The sequence below is a fragment of the Pelomonas parva genome, from assembly GCF_043555835.1.
In the GTDB taxonomy this organism is placed as follows: domain Bacteria; phylum Pseudomonadota; class Gammaproteobacteria; order Burkholderiales; family Burkholderiaceae_C; genus Pelomonas; species Pelomonas parva.
Window position 1 is genome coordinate 431,274 of sequence record NZ_JBIGHV010000001.1, and the last position, 15,772, is coordinate 447,045.

The 15,772-nt window shown below is 67.9% G+C and carries 16 protein-coding genes; 3 read left to right on the forward strand and 13 right to left on the reverse strand.

Annotated features, from left to right (window positions below; all coding sequences use genetic code 11):
* Positions 1-30 precede the first annotated feature (30 nt).
* Genes rpoS through surE form a run of 4 tightly spaced genes read right to left on the reverse strand, consistent with a single transcriptional unit; the run spans position 31 to position 3,576 of the window.
* Positions 31-1,029, reverse strand: coding sequence for an RNA polymerase sigma factor RpoS (gene rpoS / locus ACG00Y_RS01685; RefSeq protein WP_394475532.1), 999 nt, complete (start codon positions 1,027-1,029; stop codon positions 31-33).
* Between the two features lie 41 nt (positions 1,030-1,070).
* Positions 1,071-1,973 carry a peptidoglycan DD-metalloendopeptidase family protein gene (locus ACG00Y_RS01690; RefSeq protein ID WP_394475533.1) on the reverse strand — a complete coding sequence of 301 codons (903 nt, stop codon included), beginning with the start codon at positions 1,971-1,973 and terminating at the stop codon, positions 1,071-1,073.
* Positions 1,974-2,032: 59 nt separating this feature from the next.
* Positions 2,033-2,833 carry a protein-L-isoaspartate(D-aspartate) O-methyltransferase gene (locus ACG00Y_RS01695; protein ID WP_394475534.1) on the reverse strand — a complete coding sequence of 267 codons (801 nt, stop codon included), beginning with the start codon at positions 2,831-2,833 and terminating at the stop codon, positions 2,033-2,035.
* Positions 2,830-3,576, reverse strand: coding sequence for a 5'/3'-nucleotidase SurE (gene surE, locus ACG00Y_RS01700; RefSeq protein WP_394475535.1), 747 nt, complete (start codon positions 3,574-3,576; stop codon positions 2,830-2,832). Before surE ends, ACG00Y_RS01695 begins: the two co-directional genes overlap by 4 nt.
* 93 nt (positions 3,577-3,669) lie before the next feature.
* Here surE and ACG00Y_RS01705 point away from each other — a divergent pair, with 93 nt between their 5' ends.
* On the forward strand, positions 3,670-4,647 hold the full coding sequence (locus ACG00Y_RS01705) for an NADPH:quinone oxidoreductase family protein (protein ID WP_394475536.1): 978 nt from the start codon (positions 3,670-3,672) through the stop codon (positions 4,645-4,647).
* Positions 4,648-4,747: 100 nt separating this feature from the next.
* Positions 4,748-5,491 (forward strand): LuxR C-terminal-related transcriptional regulator, encoded by a 744-nt coding sequence (locus tag ACG00Y_RS01710; RefSeq protein WP_394475537.1) that lies wholly within the window; start codon positions 4,748-4,750, stop codon positions 5,489-5,491.
* On the opposite strand, the gene ACG00Y_RS01715 is transcribed toward ACG00Y_RS01710, so the two are convergent.
* Positions 5,492-7,393, reverse strand: coding sequence for a propionate--CoA ligase (locus ACG00Y_RS01715; protein WP_394475538.1), 1,902 nt, complete (start codon positions 7,391-7,393; stop codon positions 5,492-5,494).
* Between the two features lie 229 nt (positions 7,394-7,622).
* On the opposite strand from ACG00Y_RS01715, the gene ACG00Y_RS01720 reads away from it, so the two are divergent.
* The gene (locus ACG00Y_RS01720) at positions 7,623-8,360 is read left to right on the forward strand and encodes a C40 family peptidase (protein WP_394475539.1); all 738 of its coding nucleotides are present in this window, start codon (positions 7,623-7,625) and stop codon (positions 8,358-8,360) included.
* A gap of 1 nt (position 8,361) precedes the next feature.
* Here the strand turns inward: ACG00Y_RS01720 and paaZ are convergent, their stop codons facing one another.
* The 8 genes from paaZ to paaA are packed head-to-tail and all read right to left on the reverse strand — an operon-like array spanning position 8,362 to position 15,772.
* Positions 8,362-10,404 carry a phenylacetic acid degradation bifunctional protein PaaZ gene (gene paaZ / locus ACG00Y_RS01725; protein WP_394476176.1) on the reverse strand — a complete coding sequence of 681 codons (2,043 nt, stop codon included), beginning with the start codon at positions 10,402-10,404 and terminating at the stop codon, positions 8,362-8,364.
* Positions 10,401-11,546: an ABC transporter substrate-binding protein gene (locus ACG00Y_RS01730; protein ID WP_394475541.1), complete on the reverse strand. Its 1,146-nt coding sequence runs from the start codon at positions 11,544-11,546 to the stop codon at positions 10,401-10,403. The genes paaZ and ACG00Y_RS01730 overlap by 4 nt, the downstream gene beginning before the upstream one ends.
* An 18-nt stretch (positions 11,547-11,564) precedes the next feature.
* On the reverse strand, positions 11,565-12,182 hold the full coding sequence (locus ACG00Y_RS01735) for a TetR/AcrR family transcriptional regulator (RefSeq protein WP_394475542.1): 618 nt from the start codon (positions 12,180-12,182) through the stop codon (positions 11,565-11,567).
* 6 nt (positions 12,183-12,188) lie between these two features.
* Entirely contained in the window at positions 12,189-13,247 is a 1,059-nt protein-coding gene (gene paaE / locus ACG00Y_RS01740; RefSeq protein WP_394475543.1) for a 1,2-phenylacetyl-CoA epoxidase subunit PaaE, read from the reverse strand.
* Complete coding sequence (paaD, locus tag ACG00Y_RS01745; RefSeq protein ID WP_394475544.1) at positions 13,247-13,714, reverse strand: 1,2-phenylacetyl-CoA epoxidase subunit PaaD; 468 nt, start codon at positions 13,712-13,714, stop codon at positions 13,247-13,249. Before paaD ends, paaE begins: the two co-directional genes overlap by 1 nt.
* Positions 13,711-14,475: a 1,2-phenylacetyl-CoA epoxidase subunit PaaC gene (gene paaC, locus ACG00Y_RS01750; RefSeq protein ID WP_394475545.1), complete on the reverse strand. Its 765-nt coding sequence runs from the start codon at positions 14,473-14,475 to the stop codon at positions 13,711-13,713. Before paaC ends, paaD begins: the two co-directional genes overlap by 4 nt.
* Positions 14,475-14,768 (reverse strand): 1,2-phenylacetyl-CoA epoxidase subunit PaaB, encoded by a 294-nt coding sequence (gene paaB, locus ACG00Y_RS01755; protein ID WP_394475546.1) that lies wholly within the window; start codon positions 14,766-14,768, stop codon positions 14,475-14,477. The genes paaC and paaB overlap by 1 nt, the downstream gene beginning before the upstream one ends.
* Positions 14,768-15,772, reverse strand: coding sequence for a 1,2-phenylacetyl-CoA epoxidase subunit PaaA (paaA, locus tag ACG00Y_RS01760; RefSeq protein WP_394475547.1), 1,005 nt, complete (start codon positions 15,770-15,772; stop codon positions 14,768-14,770). Before paaA ends, paaB begins: the two co-directional genes overlap by 1 nt.

The window sequence follows — 15,772 nt, forward strand, 5'->3', positions numbered from 1 at the left end:
CCCCCGATTATCCGAGGGGCTGCGCAACGCTCAGAAGATCGAGTCTCTATCCACGCCGTGACGCATCATGTTGCGCTTCAGCTTGGCCAGCGCCTCGATCTGGATCTGGCGAATCCGCTCGCGCGTCAGCTTCAGGCGGATGGCCAGCACGTCCAGTGTCTCGGGCTCGCGGTCCGACAGGCCGTAGCGCCCGGACAGCACCTCGCGCTCGCGGTCGTTCAGGCTGGCCAGGCCGTGCCGCAGCAACTCCTCGACCTCGTGCGACAGCCGCAGGCCCAGTGGGTCGATGGCCTGGTCGTCGGCAACGAGGTCCAGCATGGACTCGCCGCCCTCGCCGTTGCGGTCCACCGGCGAGTCCAGCGAACTCGGCAGCTCGGCATAGGCCAGCAGTTCGGCCACCTCGTCAACCGGCCGGCCCAGCGCCTGGGCCACATCCTCGGCGCGCACGCGGCCCTCCGAGCCGTTGGCGCTTTGCAGCGCCTCCAGCGCGCGGCGCGCCTTCAACACCTGGTTGAGTTCGCGCACGATATGCACCGGCAGCCGCACCAGGCGAGCCTGATGCATCAGCGCGCGCTCGATGCTCTGGCGTATCCACCAGCTCGAATAGGTCGAGAAGCGGAAACCCCGCTCCGGCTCGAACTTGCTGATGGCGTGCATCAGGCCGAGGTTGCCCTCCTCGATGAGGTCGCTCATCGGCAGGCCGCGGCCAAGGTAGTTCTTGGCGATGCTGACGACCAGGCGCAGGTTGTGCTCGATCATGGCCTGGCGCGCATCGAAGTCCCCCGCGCGGGCAGCCACGGCGGTGTCGAACTCCTGTTGCGGCGTCAGCAGCGGTGTGCGGCGGATGTCGCGCAGATAGGCCTGCAGCGCATTGCCCATCTCGACGGCGTCCGTGCCGTTGCGCAGCACCTGCGCGTCTTCGTCGGGTGCTTCGGCGGCGGGCTCGGTATCGGCACCGCCGTTCATGGCCATCAGGACGCCGGGCTCGTGGGCAGCATGGCCGTTGGATTTGGGCACAGCGCGTTTCATGACGTGGTCGCTGTCCCGAGTTGATTTGCTAACCGGCTGACTCAGCGCGCCGGCAGCAGCTTGGAGGGATCGACAGGCTTGCCCAACTTGCGCACTTCGAAGTGCAGCTTGACGGTGTCGCTTTCGGTGGAGCCCATCTCGGCAATCCTCTGACCCTTGCGTACGACTTGATCCTGCTCGACCAGCATCGCCCGGTTGTGGGCATACGCGGTCAGGTAGGTGTTGTTGTGCTTGATGATGACCAAGTTGCCGTAGCCGCGCAAGCCCGAACCCGCGTAAACGACGCGACCATCGGCGACGGCGAACACCGGGTCACCCGCCTTGCCAGCGAAGTCCAGGCCCTTGTTGCGCTGCTCGTCAAAGCCGGCACTGACCGGCTGCGACACCGGCCAGGCCCAGGCCAGGTTCTCGTCGTCGTTGGAAATGCTGTCCTTGGGCGCCTCCTTAGGCGGTTCCTTGGCCGCCGTGACAGCGGGGGCCGACGCGGCGCTGGCCGAGGCCACCGGCGGCTTGGTGTCCAGCGGCCGAGTCTCGGGCTTGGGGGCGCTCGCGATGGGCCTGGCTGCGACGGTCGCCGCATCGACACCCGGCGGCACGACACGCAACACCTGGCCCACCTCGATGCGATTGGGGTTCTCCAGGTTGTTCCACTTCGCCACGTCGCGCCAGCTCTGGCCGTTGTCCAATGAGATGCGGATCAGGGCATCGCCCGGCTTGACCGTGTAATAGCCCGGCTTGCCGGCGTTCTCGGCGCCGGGCAGCGCCTTGACTTCGGGCGCCGCAACCACCGGTTCAGACGCCGCAGTGGCGGGCGCAGCAACTGCGGGCTTGGCCGGCTGCGGGTTGCGGTCTTCGACCGGCGCCTGATGCAGCGACGTGCCGCAGGCGCTGAGCAGCAGCGAGGTGGTGAGGACGGCGAGTAGGTGGCGCAGGCGTGAGGGCATCGTGTGGCTGAAGCTTGGGGGCCGCCCGGATTGTGTGGCGCGGTGCGCCAGCGACCCCGTCAGACGACGCCAGATTTTAGGGGGACGAAGAGCACGGCCTCGTGCTCGCTGCGCACCCAGCGGCTGACACCGCCTTCGACGACATGGTCCAGCACCACCAGCACCTGCCCGCGACCACCCGCTGCCGTGGGCGCGACGAGGCGGCCACCCGGCGCCAGTTGCTCGGTCCAGGCGGGCGGAATGTCCTCGCCGCCGGCGGCCGCAATGATGCTGTCGAAGGGGCCGCTGGCCGAATGGCCGATGCGGCCATCGCCCCAGATGAGGCGCGGGGAGCGCGGCAGCACGACGCGCTGCAGGTTCAGCTTGGCCTTGTCGTGCAGACCTTGCAGCCGCTCGATGGAAGTGACCTGGCGGGCCAGCATCGCGATGACGGCCGCCTGGTAGCCGCAGCCCGTGCCGATCTCCAGCACCCGGCCCAGCGAGCCGCGCTGGCGGGCACCGGCGCCGGCCAGCAGCAGGCCCAGCATGTGGGCGACGACGGAGGGCTTGGAGATGGTCTGGCCATGGCCGATGGGCAGGGCCGTGTCTTCGTAGGCCTGGGCGGCCAGCGCGCTGTCGACGAACTCGTGGCGCGGCACGGCGGCCATGGCCGCCAGCACCTGCTCGTTGAACTTGCCCTCCGCACGCAGCCGGTCGACCATGCGCTGGCGAACCGCACCGCTGTCCAGCCCCGCACCGCTGGGGCGCGCCAGCCGGGCCGCGTCGATGGTGGCCTGGTGCAGATGCCGCTGCGGCATCAACAGCTCTCGCTGCGGTGCCGTGGCGGACTTCAGCGACGCGGGAAAGCGCTTGACCGTCATGCCAGATTGAGCCGCTGCCGCCAGTCGCCAAGATGGGCGTGGTCGGTCAGGTCCACCTGCAGCGGCGTGATCGACACCTCGCCGTTCGCCGTCGCATGGAAGTCCGTGCCCTCACCGGCATCCCGGGCGTCGCCGGCCGGGCCAATCCAGTAGATGGTCTCGCCGCGCGGATTGACCTGCTCGATGACCGCCTCGCAGGAGTGGCGCCGACCCAGCCGCGTGATGCGGCGCGGCAGCAGGTCGGCATCGGGCCGGTTCGGAATGTTGACGTTGAGCAGGAAGGCCTGGCCCAGACCGCCCTGCAGCACCTGCTCGATGACGCTGCGCGCCACGCGCGCAGCCGCATCCAGGTCGCCCCAGCCCTTCTCGACCTGCGAGAAGGCGATGGACGGGATGCCGAACAGATAGCCCTCGGTCGCGGCGGCGACGGTGCCGGAGTAGAGCGTGTCGTCGCCCATGTTGGCGCCGTTGTTGATGCCGGAGACCACCAGGTCGGGCCGGTAGCCCAGCAGGCCGCTGAGCGCCAGGTGAACGCCGTCGGACGGCGTGCCGCTGACGTAGCGGAAGCCGTTGGCCGCACGGTAGACATTCAGCGGCCGGTTCAGTGTCAGCGAGTTGGAGGTGCCGCTGGCGTTTTGCTCGGGGGCGATGACGTCGATCTCGCCGAGACCCTCACAGGCTTTGACCAGAGCCGCAAGGCCGGGAGCGAGGTAGCCGTCGTCGTTGGAAATCAGGATGCGCATGGGCAGCAATTGTAGGGAGGGCGTCACCTGTGAGACCGGGTGTAACCCAGTGGATTCCTATGATCGCCGCTTCAAATTCAAGAGGAGACGGCGATGAAGGCATGGGTCTGTGACAACCCGGTGGGCGTCGAGGCGCTGCAGTGGCGCGAGCTGCCCCCGCCTGCGCTGGGCGCGGGCCAGATCCGCGTGCAGATCAAGGCCGCCAGCCTGAACTTCCCTGACCTGCTGATCGTGCAGAACAAATACCAGATGAAGCCGCCCCTGCCCTTCGTGCCGGGCACGGAGTTCTCGGGCGTCGTCAGCGAGGTGGGCGATGGCGTCACGGGCTTTGCCGTCGGCCAGCGCGTCGCGGCCTTCGGCGGGCTGGGCGGTTTTGCCACCGAGGTCTGCATCCCCGCCGCGCTGGCCATGCCGCTGCCGGATGCCTTCAGCTTCGAGGATGCCGCCGCCTTCATCTGCACCTATGCCACCAGCCACCACGCGCTGATGGACCGCGGCGCGCTGCAGGCGGGCGAGACCGTGCTCATTCTCGGCGCGGCCGGCGGCGTCGGCACGGCGGCCATCCAGGTCGCCAAGGCCGCCGGGGCGCGCGTCATCGCCGCAGCCGGCAGCGATGCCAAGTGCCAGGCCTGCAAGGCACTCGGCGCCGACGCCACCATCAACTACGCCACGCAGAACCTGCGTGACGAACTGAAGACGCTGACCGAAGGCAAGGGTCCGGACGTCATCTACGACCCCGTCGGTGGCGATCTGGCTGAAGCTGCCTTCCGCTCCATCGCCTGGCGCGGCCGCTACCTCGTCATCGGCTTCGCACAAGGCGCCATTCCCGCGCTGCCGCTGAACCTGGCACTGCTCAAGGGCGCGTCGCTGGTGGGCGTCTTCTGGGGCGAGTTCGCCAAGCGCGAGCCGGGCCGCAACGCCAGGATGCTGGGCGAGTTGGCCACCTGGTATGCCGCCGGCAAGATCAAGCCCGTGCTGGACCACGTGCTGCCGCTGGAACAACTCCCCGCCGCCTTCGCGCGCATGGCCGCTCGCGAGGTGGTCGGCAAGCTGGTTCTTACCAACGTGTGAAGCCTGAAACGGGGGCTTAGCCCCCCGCAGCCTCGCCCCGTCATCGCCAGGCGGGTGCGCTACATTCGGCGGTCGAAACGACAGCAGCCGTTCCCCCGCCATGACCGTCAAAGTCCTCATCATCGAAGACAACCCCGTTGCCCGCAGCTTTCTGTGCCGGGTGGTACGGGAGAGTTTCAGCGACGCGATGGAACTCACCGAGGTGGGCGATCTGGAGAACGCGCGCCGTCAGGTCGCCAAGTTCTCCGGCAATCCGCAGGACAACGGCTTCAAGCTCATCCTCGTCGACCTCGAACTGCCGGACGGCAGCGGCATGGAGTTCCTGACGGAGCTGACCGGCTCGGCGGCGATCAAAATCGTCACGACGCTGTACTCCGACGACGACCATCTGTTCCCCGCCCTGCAATGCGGCGCCGACGGTTACCTGCTGAAGGAAGACCGCTTCGAGGTGCTGGTGGAAGAGCTGCAGCGCATCGTGCGCGGCCAGCCGCCGCTGTCGCCGGCCATCGCGCGCCGCCTGCTGTCGCACTTCCGCCCCGCCTCCAGCGACAGCGGCACCATGCCGCTGAACTCGGGCTTCGGCTCCTTGTCGTCGTCCAACGCACCCTTCAGCAACAGCCGCAACGTCGCGCTGGACCCTCCGCCCGAGTGGGAGCGCCTGACGCCCCGTGAGAGCGAAGTGCTGACCTATCTGAGCAAGGGCTTCACGATCAAGGAGATCGCGAACCTGATGGGCATCAAGTGGTTCACGGTCAACGACCACATCAAGAGCATCTACAAGAAGCTCAACGTCAGCAGCCGCGCGGAGGCGGCAGTGCTGGCGTCGAAGCAGGGGCTGGTCTAGTCAGCCCTGCAGGCGCTGACGGACCTGGGCGAGTGCACCAGGGTCGTCCAGCGTCGTCAGGTCGCCGGGGTCACGCCCCTCGGCCACGGCCTGCAGCGCACGGCGCAGCAGCTTGCCGGAGCGGGTCTTGGGCAGCAGGCTGACGAAGACCACGCGTGACGGCCGCGCCACGGCGCCCAGTTGCTCGTCGACGCGCTTCATGATCTGGGCCTGCAGCGCCTGCGCCGCCTCCGGCGTGGCGGGCGCCTCGCGCGGCACGACGAAGGCGAGCGCGACCTGGCCCTTCAATTGATCGGCCACGCCGACGACGGCCACTTCGGCCACGGCCGCATGGCCCGAGACGCACTCCTCGATCTCGCGCGTGCCCAGGCGGTGGCCGGCCACGTTGATGACGTCGTCGGTGCGGCCAAGGATGAAGGTGTAGCCCTCGGCATCGCGCAGGCCCCAGTCGAAGGTCGAGTACACCTCGAGTCCCGGCACGCTCTGCCAGTAGGTGTTGACGAAGCGGGCGTCGTCGCCCCACACGGTCTGCAGCGCGCCGGGCGGCAGCGGGTGCTCGATGACCAGCACGCCCTTCTGGTTGGGCTCGCTGAGTTCCTGGCCGGTGTTCTCGTCGAGCAGCTTCACGCCATAGCCATACATCGGCACGCCGGGCGAACCCAGGCGCGTCGGCACGGCCTCCACGCCGGGGATGTGGTGGGCTACTGTGAGCAGCGGCCAGCCGGTCTCGGTCTGCCAGTAGTTGTCGATGATGGGCACGCCCAAGGCGTCGGCGATCCAGCTCGCGGTCGGTTCGTCCAGCGGCTCGCCGGCGAGAAAGAGCGCACGCAGGCTGGACAGGTCATGGCGCTTGAGCAGCGCCGCGTCGTGCTTCTTCAACACCCGCACTGCGGTCGGCGCGCTGAACATGACGGTGACCCGGTACTTCTCGACCAGGCTCCACAGCACGGCGGCGTCAGGGTTGACCGGCGTACCCTCGTACATCAGCGTCGCCATGCCCGCAATCAGCGGCCCGTAGACGATGTAGCTGTGGCCCACGACCCAGCCGATGTCGCTGGTGGAGAAATAGGTCTCGCCCGGCTTGCCGCCGAAGATCCAGTCCATGCTGGTGGCCAGCGCCACCGCGTGGCCACCCACATCGCGCTGCACGCCCTTCGGCTTGCCCGTCGTGCCGCTGGTGTAGAGCGTGTAGCTGATGCTGTTGGACTCCAGCCAGGTACAAGGCACCCGTGCGCCGTCGTGCTCACGGCGCAGCTCGGCGTAGTCCAGGTCACGGCCGGGCACCCGCTCGAAAGGCGCCAGGCTGCGGTCCACCATCAGCACGCGGGCCGGCTTGTGCGTGGACAAGGTGATGGCCTCGTCCAGCAGCGGCTTGTAGGGCAACACCTTGCCGGCGCGGCTGCCGGCATCGGCGCTGACGATGAGCTTCGGGCTGGCATCCTCAATGCGGCTGGCCAGGCTCACCGACGCGAAGCCCCCGAACACCACCGAGTGGATGGCACCGATGCGCGCACACGCCAGCATCGCGAACGCCGCCTCGGGAATCATGGGCATGTAGATCAGCACGCGGTCGCCCTGCCCCACGCCTTGCGCCACAAACATCGCGGCCATGGCCTCGACCTCGGCCTGCAGTTCGGCAAAGCTGTAGACCTTTTCCTGGCCCACCTCGGTCGACACCCAGATCAGCGCGCGGTCATCAGGCCGTGTGGCCGCGTGCCGGTCCACGGCGTTGTGGCAGAGGTTGGTCGTGCCGCCGACGAACCAGCGCGCGAACGGCGGGCGGCTCACGTCGCAGATCTGCTGCGGCGGCGTTTGCCAATCAATGCGCCTGGCCTGCTCGGCCCAGAAGGCGTCGCGCTCGGTCAGGGAGCGACGGTGGAAGTCGGCATAGGTCTGCGTCATGGCGGTCAGTGTGTGCCTGGGGCACTGACGTCAGTCTGACCTTCGTCAACGCGTGACAAAATCCAGGGTTTTCACCAACTTCTCCATGGGCCAAGCCGGGGTTTGCCCGGAGAATCGCCGGTTTTTCGCCCGCATTGATTGACGCTGACGGGGTCGCCTCCTAACCTCCGCGCCGCTGTCCCATTCCGCTACTCGCGACCGCTTCGCGGCCCGCCCCGGTTTCTTCTGAATGCTCCTGGCCTCCCCCACTGCCCTGCTGAATCGCATCGCTGCCGCCGGCCTCCTGGTCATCGGCTGCGCGGCGCATGCACAGGGCGTGGCCCAGGCCGCCGCGACGACATCGGCGACACCGCCGCCGGGCACGATGACGGGCGCCTATGGTCAGAGTCTGCAGCAGCAGGCAGCGGTCGAGAAGGCCACGCCGGCTGCACTGAAGCCGGCGCAGGCAGGCAACGCCGGCGATGCCGTCAGCCGCTTTCTCAGCGAGCGCGGCCTGATGCCGGCCAGCGAGCCAGGCGGGTCATCTCGCCTGCTGGCCAGCGTGCGCGACACGGCCTCGGACCTGGTGCTGTCGGCCATGAACTTCCTGGGCGTGCGCTACACGCGCGGTGGCAATTCGGTCGAGAACGGCTTTGACTGCAGCGGCTTCACGCGGCACATCTTCGAGATGAGCGTGGGCCTCGTGCTGCCCCGCCGTGCCGACGAGCAGGCCAAGCTGGGCAGCTTGCTGTCCATCAAACGTGATGAACTCAAGCCCGGCGACCTTGTGTTCTTCAACACGATGAGGCGCACCTTCAGCCACGTGGGCATCTACGTCGGCGAGGGCAAGTTCATCCACGCCCCGCGCACCGGCAGCGCCGTGCGCGTGGAGGACATGCGCGACTCCTACTGGGCCAAGCGCTTCACGGGGGCACGGCGAGCGGATCTGAAGGCTGCGGCCGGCACGGAAGGCCCGCTGGCCCGCTGAATCAGCCGGCCACGCGTTTGGCCACCAAGGTCAGGATTTCGTAGCTCGCGCACAGCTCATCGCGCTGGTTGGTCACGGCCACGTCCCAGCCAATGACGCCTTGCGCGGGTTGGTCGTCGCGCGGCGGGCGGTCGATTTTGCGCTTGGCGGTGAGGCGCGCCTGAATGGTGTCGCCGATGGCCACCGGCGTGACGAAGCGCAGGTTCTCCAACCCGTAGTTCGCGAGCACCGGGCCGGGCGCGGGGCTGACGAACAAGCCCGCCGCCGCCGACAGCACGAAATAGCCGTGGGCGATGCGCCTGCCGAACGGCGAGGCCTTGGCCGCGACCTCGTCGAAGTGCATGTAGAAGTAGTCGCCGGACAGACCGCCGAAAGCGACGATGTCCGCCTCGCCCACCGTGCGGCGGTGCGTCAGCAGGCTCATGCCGACCTCGACATCCTCGAAGTAGCGGCGGAAGGGGTGGATGTCGCTCTCGGTGACCGCGCCACCGCGCTGGTACTCGCCCGTGATGGCCGAGATCATCGTCGGCGAACCCTGCACGGCGCAGCGCTGCAGGTAGTGCTTCACGGCGCGCAGGCCGCCCAGTTCCTCGCCGCCACCCGCGCGGCCGGGGCCGCCGTGCTTCAACTTGGGCAGCGGCGAGCCGTGCCCGGTGTTCTCCAGCGCGGCCTCGCGGTCCAGCACCAGCATGCGGCCGTGCCAGGCGGCAAAAGTCGGCACGGCCTGCGCGGCCAGGGCCGGCGTCTTGGTGCAGAGGGTGCCGACGAGGCTGCCGCGGCCCAGCGTCGCCAGATGCAGCGCCTCCTCGAAGTCGCCGTAGGGCAGCAGCGTCGTCACCGGGCCAAAGGCCTCCAGGTGATGGGCATCACTCGTCGCCGAATCGCGCGCCAGCAGCAGCGTCGGCGCGAAGAACGAGCCGTCGCTGACGCCTTCGCCCCTGGGCGCAAAGCCATCCCGTTCAGAGAACAGAAGTTCGCAGCTCTTCGCTAACTGCGCGACGCGCTCGGCCACGTCGGCCTGCTGGGCCCTGCTGGCCAAGGCGCCCATGCGCACGCCTTCCACCGCCGGGTCGCCGACGACCGTCCTGAACAGCCGCGCCTTCAACGCCGTGGCGACCGCATCGACGCGGTTGGCCGGCACGATGGTGCGGCGGATGGCCGTGCACTTCTGCCCCGCCTTGGCCGTCATCTCGCGCGCAACCTCCTTGATGAAGAGGTCGAACTCCGGGTCGTCCGGCGTCACGTCCGGCGCCAGGATGGCGCAGTTCAGGCTGTCGGCCTCGGCGTTGAAGGGGACGCTCTTCTTCAGCAGATTCGGGTGTGCCTTCAGCATCAACGCGGTGTCGGCGCTGCCGGTGAAGGTGACGACATCGGCTTCGTCCAGGCGCTCGAACAGGTCGCCCGTGCTGCCGATGATGAGCTGCAGCGCGCCCGTGGGCACCAGGCCGGAATCGACGATGAGCCGCGCGCAAGCCTCGGCCACATAACTCGTTGCCGTGGCGGGCTTGACCAGGCAGGGCATGCCGGCCAGGAAGCTGGGCGCGAACTTCTCCAGCATGCCCCACATCGGGAAGTTGAAGGCATTGATGTGCAGCGCCACGCCCCGCTTGGGCACCAGCACATGGCTGCCGATGAAGTGGTTGTTGGCGCCCAGCCGCATGGGCGGGCCTTCGTGCAGCACGTTGCTGCTGGGCAGGTCCTTGCCGCCGATGGAGGCATAGGCGAACAGCGTGCCGATGCCGCCCTCGATGTCTATCCAGGAATCGGCGCGCGTCGAACCGGTGTGGGCGCTGATCGCGTACAGCTCTTCCTTGCGCTCCATCAGGTAGGCGGCCAGCGCCTTCAGCACGCGGGCACGGTCCTGGAAGTGGGTGCGCAGCAGGCCGGGCAAGGCCGTGCCGCGCGCAAAGCTCATCGCCTCGGCGAAGTCGAGCGCCTCCTCGTGGGTGTGCGCGACGACACGGCCGTTGATCGCACTGGCGAGCGGCTTGGCCGCCCGCTCGCCGACCCAGCGGCCGGCGATGTAGCTCTGCAGCGTGCTCACTTGATCAGCACCCACTTGCCATCCTTGATCTGCACCATCACGCGCGCGCGCTGGTCCAGGCCCAGGTGGTCGCCGGCCGTCATGTTGAACACGCCGTGCGCACCGGCCACGTTCTTCACGTTCTCCAGCGCGTCACGCAGCGCGGCGCGGAAGGCGGGCGTGCCGGGCTGGGCCTTCTTCAGCGCCTCGGGCGCGGCAGCGGCCAGCAGCAGGCCGGCGTCCCAGGCATGGCCGCCGAAGGTCGACACGCTGCCCTTGCCGTGCGCGGCCTCGTACTTGGCGATGTAGGCCTCGGCGCTCTTCTTCACCGGATGGTCCGCCGGCAACTGAGCGGCGACCAGCACCGGGCCGGACGGCAACAGCGTGCCTTCCACATCCTTGCCACCCACACGCAGGAAGTCGTTGTTGGCCACACCGTGGGTCTGGTAGATCTTGCCCGCGTAGCCGCGCTCCTTCAGCGCCTTCTGCGGCAGTGCGGCGGGCGTGCCGGAGCCGGCAATGAGGATGGCGTCCGGCCGGGCGGCCACGAGCTTGAGCACCTGGCCGGTGACGGAGGTGTCAGTGCGGTTGTAGCGTTCGCTCGCGACGATGTTGAGCTTCTTGGTCTGCGCGATCTTGTTGAACTCGCCCCACCAGCCCTCGCCGTAGGCGTCGGCAAAGCCGATGAACGCGGCCGTCTTGATGCCGTTGTCCACCATGTGCGTCACGATGGCCAGCGCCATCATGATGTCGTTCTGCGGCGTCTTGAAGACCCAGCGCTTCTTCGCGTCGACGGGCTCAACGATGCGGGCCGACGCGGCCATGGAGATCATCGGCGTGCCGCTCTCGGACACCGCATCGATCATCGCCAGCGAGTTGGGCGTGACGGTGGAGCCGATGACGATGTCGACCTTGTTCTCAGTGATGAACTTGCGCGTGTTGGCGACGGCGGTGGTCGTGTCGGAGGCGTCGTCCAGCACGATGTAGTTGACCTTCTGGCCGGCGATGGTGGTGGGCATCAGCGCGACGGTGTTCTTCTCCGGGATGCCCAGCGACGCGGCCGGGCCGGTGGCCGACACGGTGACGCCGACGTTGATGTCGGCCTGGGCGGCGAAGCTCAGGGTGGCGGTGATGGCAAGGGCAAGTTGCTTGAACGGCTTCATGGGGTCGTCTCCTGTTGGTTATGGATTGAGAGCGGGCTGACGCAGTTGCACCGCGCCGAGGCCACCGAAGAACAGATCGCTGACGAGGCTGGCCAGTGCGTAGTGCGACAGCTCGCCGTCGGGCCGCAGCCAGGTGAAGGTCCAGTTGATCATGCCAAAGAGCAGCATGGTCAGTGGCTTGTGCAGCCTGGCGTCGCGCAGCTCGGGGCGCACCAGACACAAGGCGGTGGCGAACTCAGCGACGACGCGGCGCTCGACGTCCAGCAGGCGCTCGCGCTCGGTGTCGGCGAGGAACTTGATCTCGCTGGTGAGCACGCGGTGCTGGGGCTGGGCATCGGCATAGGCGCGGGTGAAGCGCTCGATGAGGGCCCGCAGTTGCTCGTCCGGCGGCAGTTGCTGTGCCTTGACCTCTTCGACCAGCGCCAACAGCGCGTGAACATGGCTGTCGCAGATCTGCGCGAGCAGGGCCTGCTTGTCCTGGAAGTAGTGATACAGCGTGGGCTTGGCGACGCCGCAGGCCTCGGCGACCTGGTTCATCGACGTGGCAGAGAAACCTTGGCTCGCGAACAGCGTGGCAGCGGCGGTGAGGATGTCGGCGCGTTGGGCGTCGAAGGTGGGGGCGCGTTTGCGGGGCATCGACCTCTACCGTTCGTCGAAGGAGATGACCACACGTTCGGTCAGCGGATGGGCTTGGCAGCTGAGGATGAAGCCGGCGGCCAGCTCCGCCTTGTCCAGCGCGAAGTTCTTGTCCATGCGCACTTCGCCCTCCACCAGCTTGCAGCGGCAGGTCGAGCACACGCCGCTCTTGCAGGAGAACGGCACGTCCATGCCCTCACGGGCTGCAGCGTCGAGCAGGCTGGGGTCGGTCGAGAAGAACTCGATCTCGCGCGACAACCCGTCGCGGACGACCGTCACGCGCGCCTGCGGCGCATCGCCTGGTTTGACCTCGTGCGGCACCGGCCGGCCGCTCAGGGTCTCCGGCGTGCCGAAGCGTTCGATGTGGATGCGCTCGGCCGGCACGCCATGGCCCAGCAACGCGGCCTCGGCCTGATCGTTCATCTCGAAGGGGCCACAGATGAAGACCTCGTCGAGACTGGCCGCCGGCACCGGCCCGGCGAGGAAGGCGCTGAGCTTGCCGGCGTCCAGCCGGCCGCCATACAGAGGCGCATCCACCACCTCGCGACTGAAGACCAGATGCAGCGACAGCCGCGTCATGAAGCGGTTCTTCAGGTCTTCGAGCTCTTCCTTGAACATCGCCGATGCGGTGCGGCGGTTCGCATAGATCAGCGTCGCGCGGGACCCTGGCTCACGTTCCAGCAGTGCGGTCAACAAGGCAATGATGGGCGTGATGCCCGAGCCACCGGCGATGAACAGCACATGGCGGCCGTCGCTGGCGGCGGGCAGCACGAAGCGACCCTGCGGTGGGTAGGACTCGATGACGTCGCCGGCCTTCAGGTGCTCATGCACCCAGGTTGAGAACGAACCGCCGTCGACGCGGCGGATGCCGACCTGCAGGCGACGGTCGGAGCAGATGGAATAGCTACGGCGCAGTTCCTGACCGCCGACGCTGGCTCGCAGGGTCAGGTATTGCCCGGGCTCGAAGGCGAAACCCTCGGGCGGTGCGTCGAAGGCGACAACCATCGCGTCGTCGGTGTCTCGCTCGACGGAGGTCACGCGCAGGGGGTGGAAGTGGAGGGCCATCAGATGGGCTTGAAGTATTCAAAGGGTTCGAGGCATTCGATGCAGCGCCAGGTGGACTTGCATGCCGTCGAGCCAAAACGCGACAGCTGCTCCGTGCGGCCGCTGTCGCAACGCGGGCAGCGCAACCGCGGCACGATGCGGATGGCCTGCTCGCCACTGCACTGCGGCGGCACGATGCCGTACTGCTGCAGCTTCTGGCGGCCCTCGGCCGTGATCCAGTCGCTGCTCCAGGCCGGCGCACGCTGCATCGTCACGGTCACGTCGCCGAACTCGCTCAGCGCCGCCCGCACGTCGTCGGCAATCAGCTCGGTGGCGGGGCAGCCGCTGTAGGTCGGCGTCAACACGACCTCGACGCCCGACGCCGTCTCGCGCAGGTCGCGCACGATGCCCAGTTCCACCAGGCTGATCGCCGGGATCTCGGGGTCGGGCACGGCAGCGAGCTTGGCGCGGGCCGAGTCGAGGTTCACCACACGCCTCCGGGGTAGGTGCGCTGCAGATGCTGCATCGTTCCCAGCATGTGACCCATGTGCTCGCTGTGGGTGCCGTCAATGCCGCGAGGCTGCATGGCGCTGTCGCGCGGCAGCGTCAGCGTAGCCTCGCCCATCAGCGTGGCCCAATGAGTTCGCCATGCGGGCTCCAGTTCGTTCCAGGCCGGGCCGACGCCGTCCACGCCGTCAGCGGCAAACAGCTCGTTGAAGTAGGGCCACAGCACGTTCAGCGCGGCCTGCATGCGGGCCTGCGATGCCGCCGTGCCGTCGCCCAGGCGCACGACCCAGTCGCTGCTGTGTTGGCGGTGATAGCGCACTTCCTTCAGCGACTTGGCGGCGATGCCGGCCAGCTCGGTGTCCAGGCTCGTCTGAAGGCGCCCGTACAGCAGCTCCAGCCAGATCGCCACGGCCGTGTTGCGCAGCACGGTCAGCGCGAAGTCGCGCCCGCCGCCGCCATCGCTCGGGCTGCCCGCCGCGTTCGGCAACTCCACGAGCACGACGTTGCGGTAGTCGCGCTCCTCGCGCAGGAAGGCAAGCTGGTCTTCATCGCGCCCCGCGCCTTCAAGCTGACCGGCATAGGTCAGCAGCACCCTCGCCTGCCCCAGCAGGTCCAGCGCGATGTTGGACAAAGCAAGGTCTTCCTCCAGTACCGGCGCATGGCCGGCCCATTCGGACAGCCGCTGGCTGTGGATGAGGCAGGTGTCCGCCAGACGCAGGACGTAGGTGGTCTTGGCGTCCATCACATGTGGTTCAGTTCGTCCGGCAGTTCATAGAACGTCGGGTGGCGGTAGACCTTGTCGTCGGCCGGGTCGAACAGGCTGCCCTTCTCGGTCGGGTCGCTGGCGACGATCTGCTCGGAGCGCACGACCCAGATGCTGGTGCCTTCCTGGCGCCTTGTATAGACATCTCGCGCCATCTGGATGGCCATCGCCGAGTCGGGCGCATGCAGACTGCCGCAGTGCTTGTGGTCCAGACCGGCCTTGCTGCGCACGAACACTTCCCACAGCGGCCATTCGTTCTTCGGATCGCTCATCACGCCGCCTCCGCCTTCACAGCCTGTTTGCGCTCATGCGCCAGCGCTGCATCGCGCACCCAGGCGCCGTCATCCCAGGCCTTGTTGCGGGCGGCCAGGCGCTCGCGGTTGCACGGACCTTCGCCGCCCACCACTCGCCAGAACTCGGGCCAGTCGATATCGCCAAAGTCATAGCTGTCGCGTTCGGCATTCCACTTCAGCGCCGGGTCGGGCACGGTCACACCGAGGATGTCAGCCTGCGGGATGGTCGCGTCGACGAACTTCTGGCGCAGCTGGTCGTTGGTGACGCGCTTGATGCCCCAGCGCATGCTCTGTTCCGAGTTGGGCGAGTCCTTGTCCGCCGGGCCGAACATCATCAGCGACGGCCACCACCAGCGGTTCACGGCGTCCTGCACCATGGCCTTCTGCTGCGGGGTGCCCTTGCTCATCATTGTCAGCAGGCTTTCATAGCCCTGGCGCTGGTGGAAGCTCTCCTCGCGGCAGACGCGGATCATGGCCCGCGCATACGGTGCATAGGAGCAGCGGCAGAGCGGCACCTGGTTCATGATGGCGGCACCGTCCACCAGCCAGCCGATGACGCCGATGTCGGCCCAGGTCAGCGTCGGGTAGTTGAAGATGGAGCTGTACTTGGCCTTGCCCGACAGCAGCGCCTCGGTCATCTCGTCGCGACTGGTGCCCAGCGTCTCGGCGGCTGCATAGAGGTAGAGGCCGTGGCCGCCCTCGTCCTGCACCTTGGCGAGAAGAATCGCCTTGCGCTTGAGCGTCGGCGCACGCGTGATCCAGTTGCCCTCGGGCAGCATGCCGACGATCTCGCTGTGCGCGTGCTGGCTGATCTGGCGCACCAAGGTCTTGCGGTAATGCTCGGGCATCCAGTCCTTGGCCTCGATGAAGTCGCCAGCGTCGATACGAGCCTCGAAGGCCTCTTCGCGGGCCAGTTCTTCGGCGGACTTCACGACCTTCGGCTTGGCCTCGCGGGCCATTAGGTCCATCGCTTGCGTGTACAT

Coding starts and splice junctions, on each gene's coding strand:
- rpoS (WP_394475532.1), bottom strand. CDS start 1,029: ATGAAACGCGCTGTGCCCAAATCCAACGGCCATGCTGCCCACGAGCCC.
- ACG00Y_RS01690 (WP_394475533.1), bottom strand. CDS start 1,973: ATGCCCTCACGCCTGCGCCACCTACTCGCCGTCCTCACCACCTCGCTG.
- ACG00Y_RS01695 (WP_394475534.1), bottom strand. CDS start 2,833: ATGACGGTCAAGCGCTTTCCCGCGTCGCTGAAGTCCGCCACGGCACCG.
- surE (WP_394475535.1), bottom strand. CDS start 3,576: ATGCGCATCCTGATTTCCAACGACGACGGCTACCTCGCTCCCGGCCTT.
- ACG00Y_RS01705 (WP_394475536.1), top strand. CDS start 3,670: ATGAAGGCATGGGTCTGTGACAACCCGGTGGGCGTCGAGGCGCTGCAG.
- ACG00Y_RS01710 (WP_394475537.1), top strand. CDS start 4,748: ATGACCGTCAAAGTCCTCATCATCGAAGACAACCCCGTTGCCCGCAGC.
- ACG00Y_RS01715 (WP_394475538.1), bottom strand. CDS start 7,393: ATGACGCAGACCTATGCCGACTTCCACCGTCGCTCCCTGACCGAGCGC.
- ACG00Y_RS01720 (WP_394475539.1), top strand. CDS start 7,623: ATGCTCCTGGCCTCCCCCACTGCCCTGCTGAATCGCATCGCTGCCGCC.
- ACG00Y_RS01730 (WP_394475541.1), bottom strand. CDS start 11,546: ATGAAGCCGTTCAAGCAACTTGCCCTTGCCATCACCGCCACCCTGAGC.
- ACG00Y_RS01735 (WP_394475542.1), bottom strand. CDS start 12,182: ATGCCCCGCAAACGCGCCCCCACCTTCGACGCCCAACGCGCCGACATC.
- paaE (WP_394475543.1), bottom strand. CDS start 13,247: ATGGCCCTCCACTTCCACCCCCTGCGCGTGACCTCCGTCGAGCGAGAC.
- paaC (WP_394475545.1), bottom strand. CDS start 14,475: ATGGACGCCAAGACCACCTACGTCCTGCGTCTGGCGGACACCTGCCTC.
- paaB (WP_394475546.1), bottom strand. CDS start 14,768: ATGAGCGATCCGAAGAACGAATGGCCGCTGTGGGAAGTGTTCGTGCGC.
- paaA (WP_394475547.1), bottom strand. CDS start 15,772: ATGTACACGCAAGCGATGGACCTAATGGCCCGCGAGGCCAAGCCGAAG.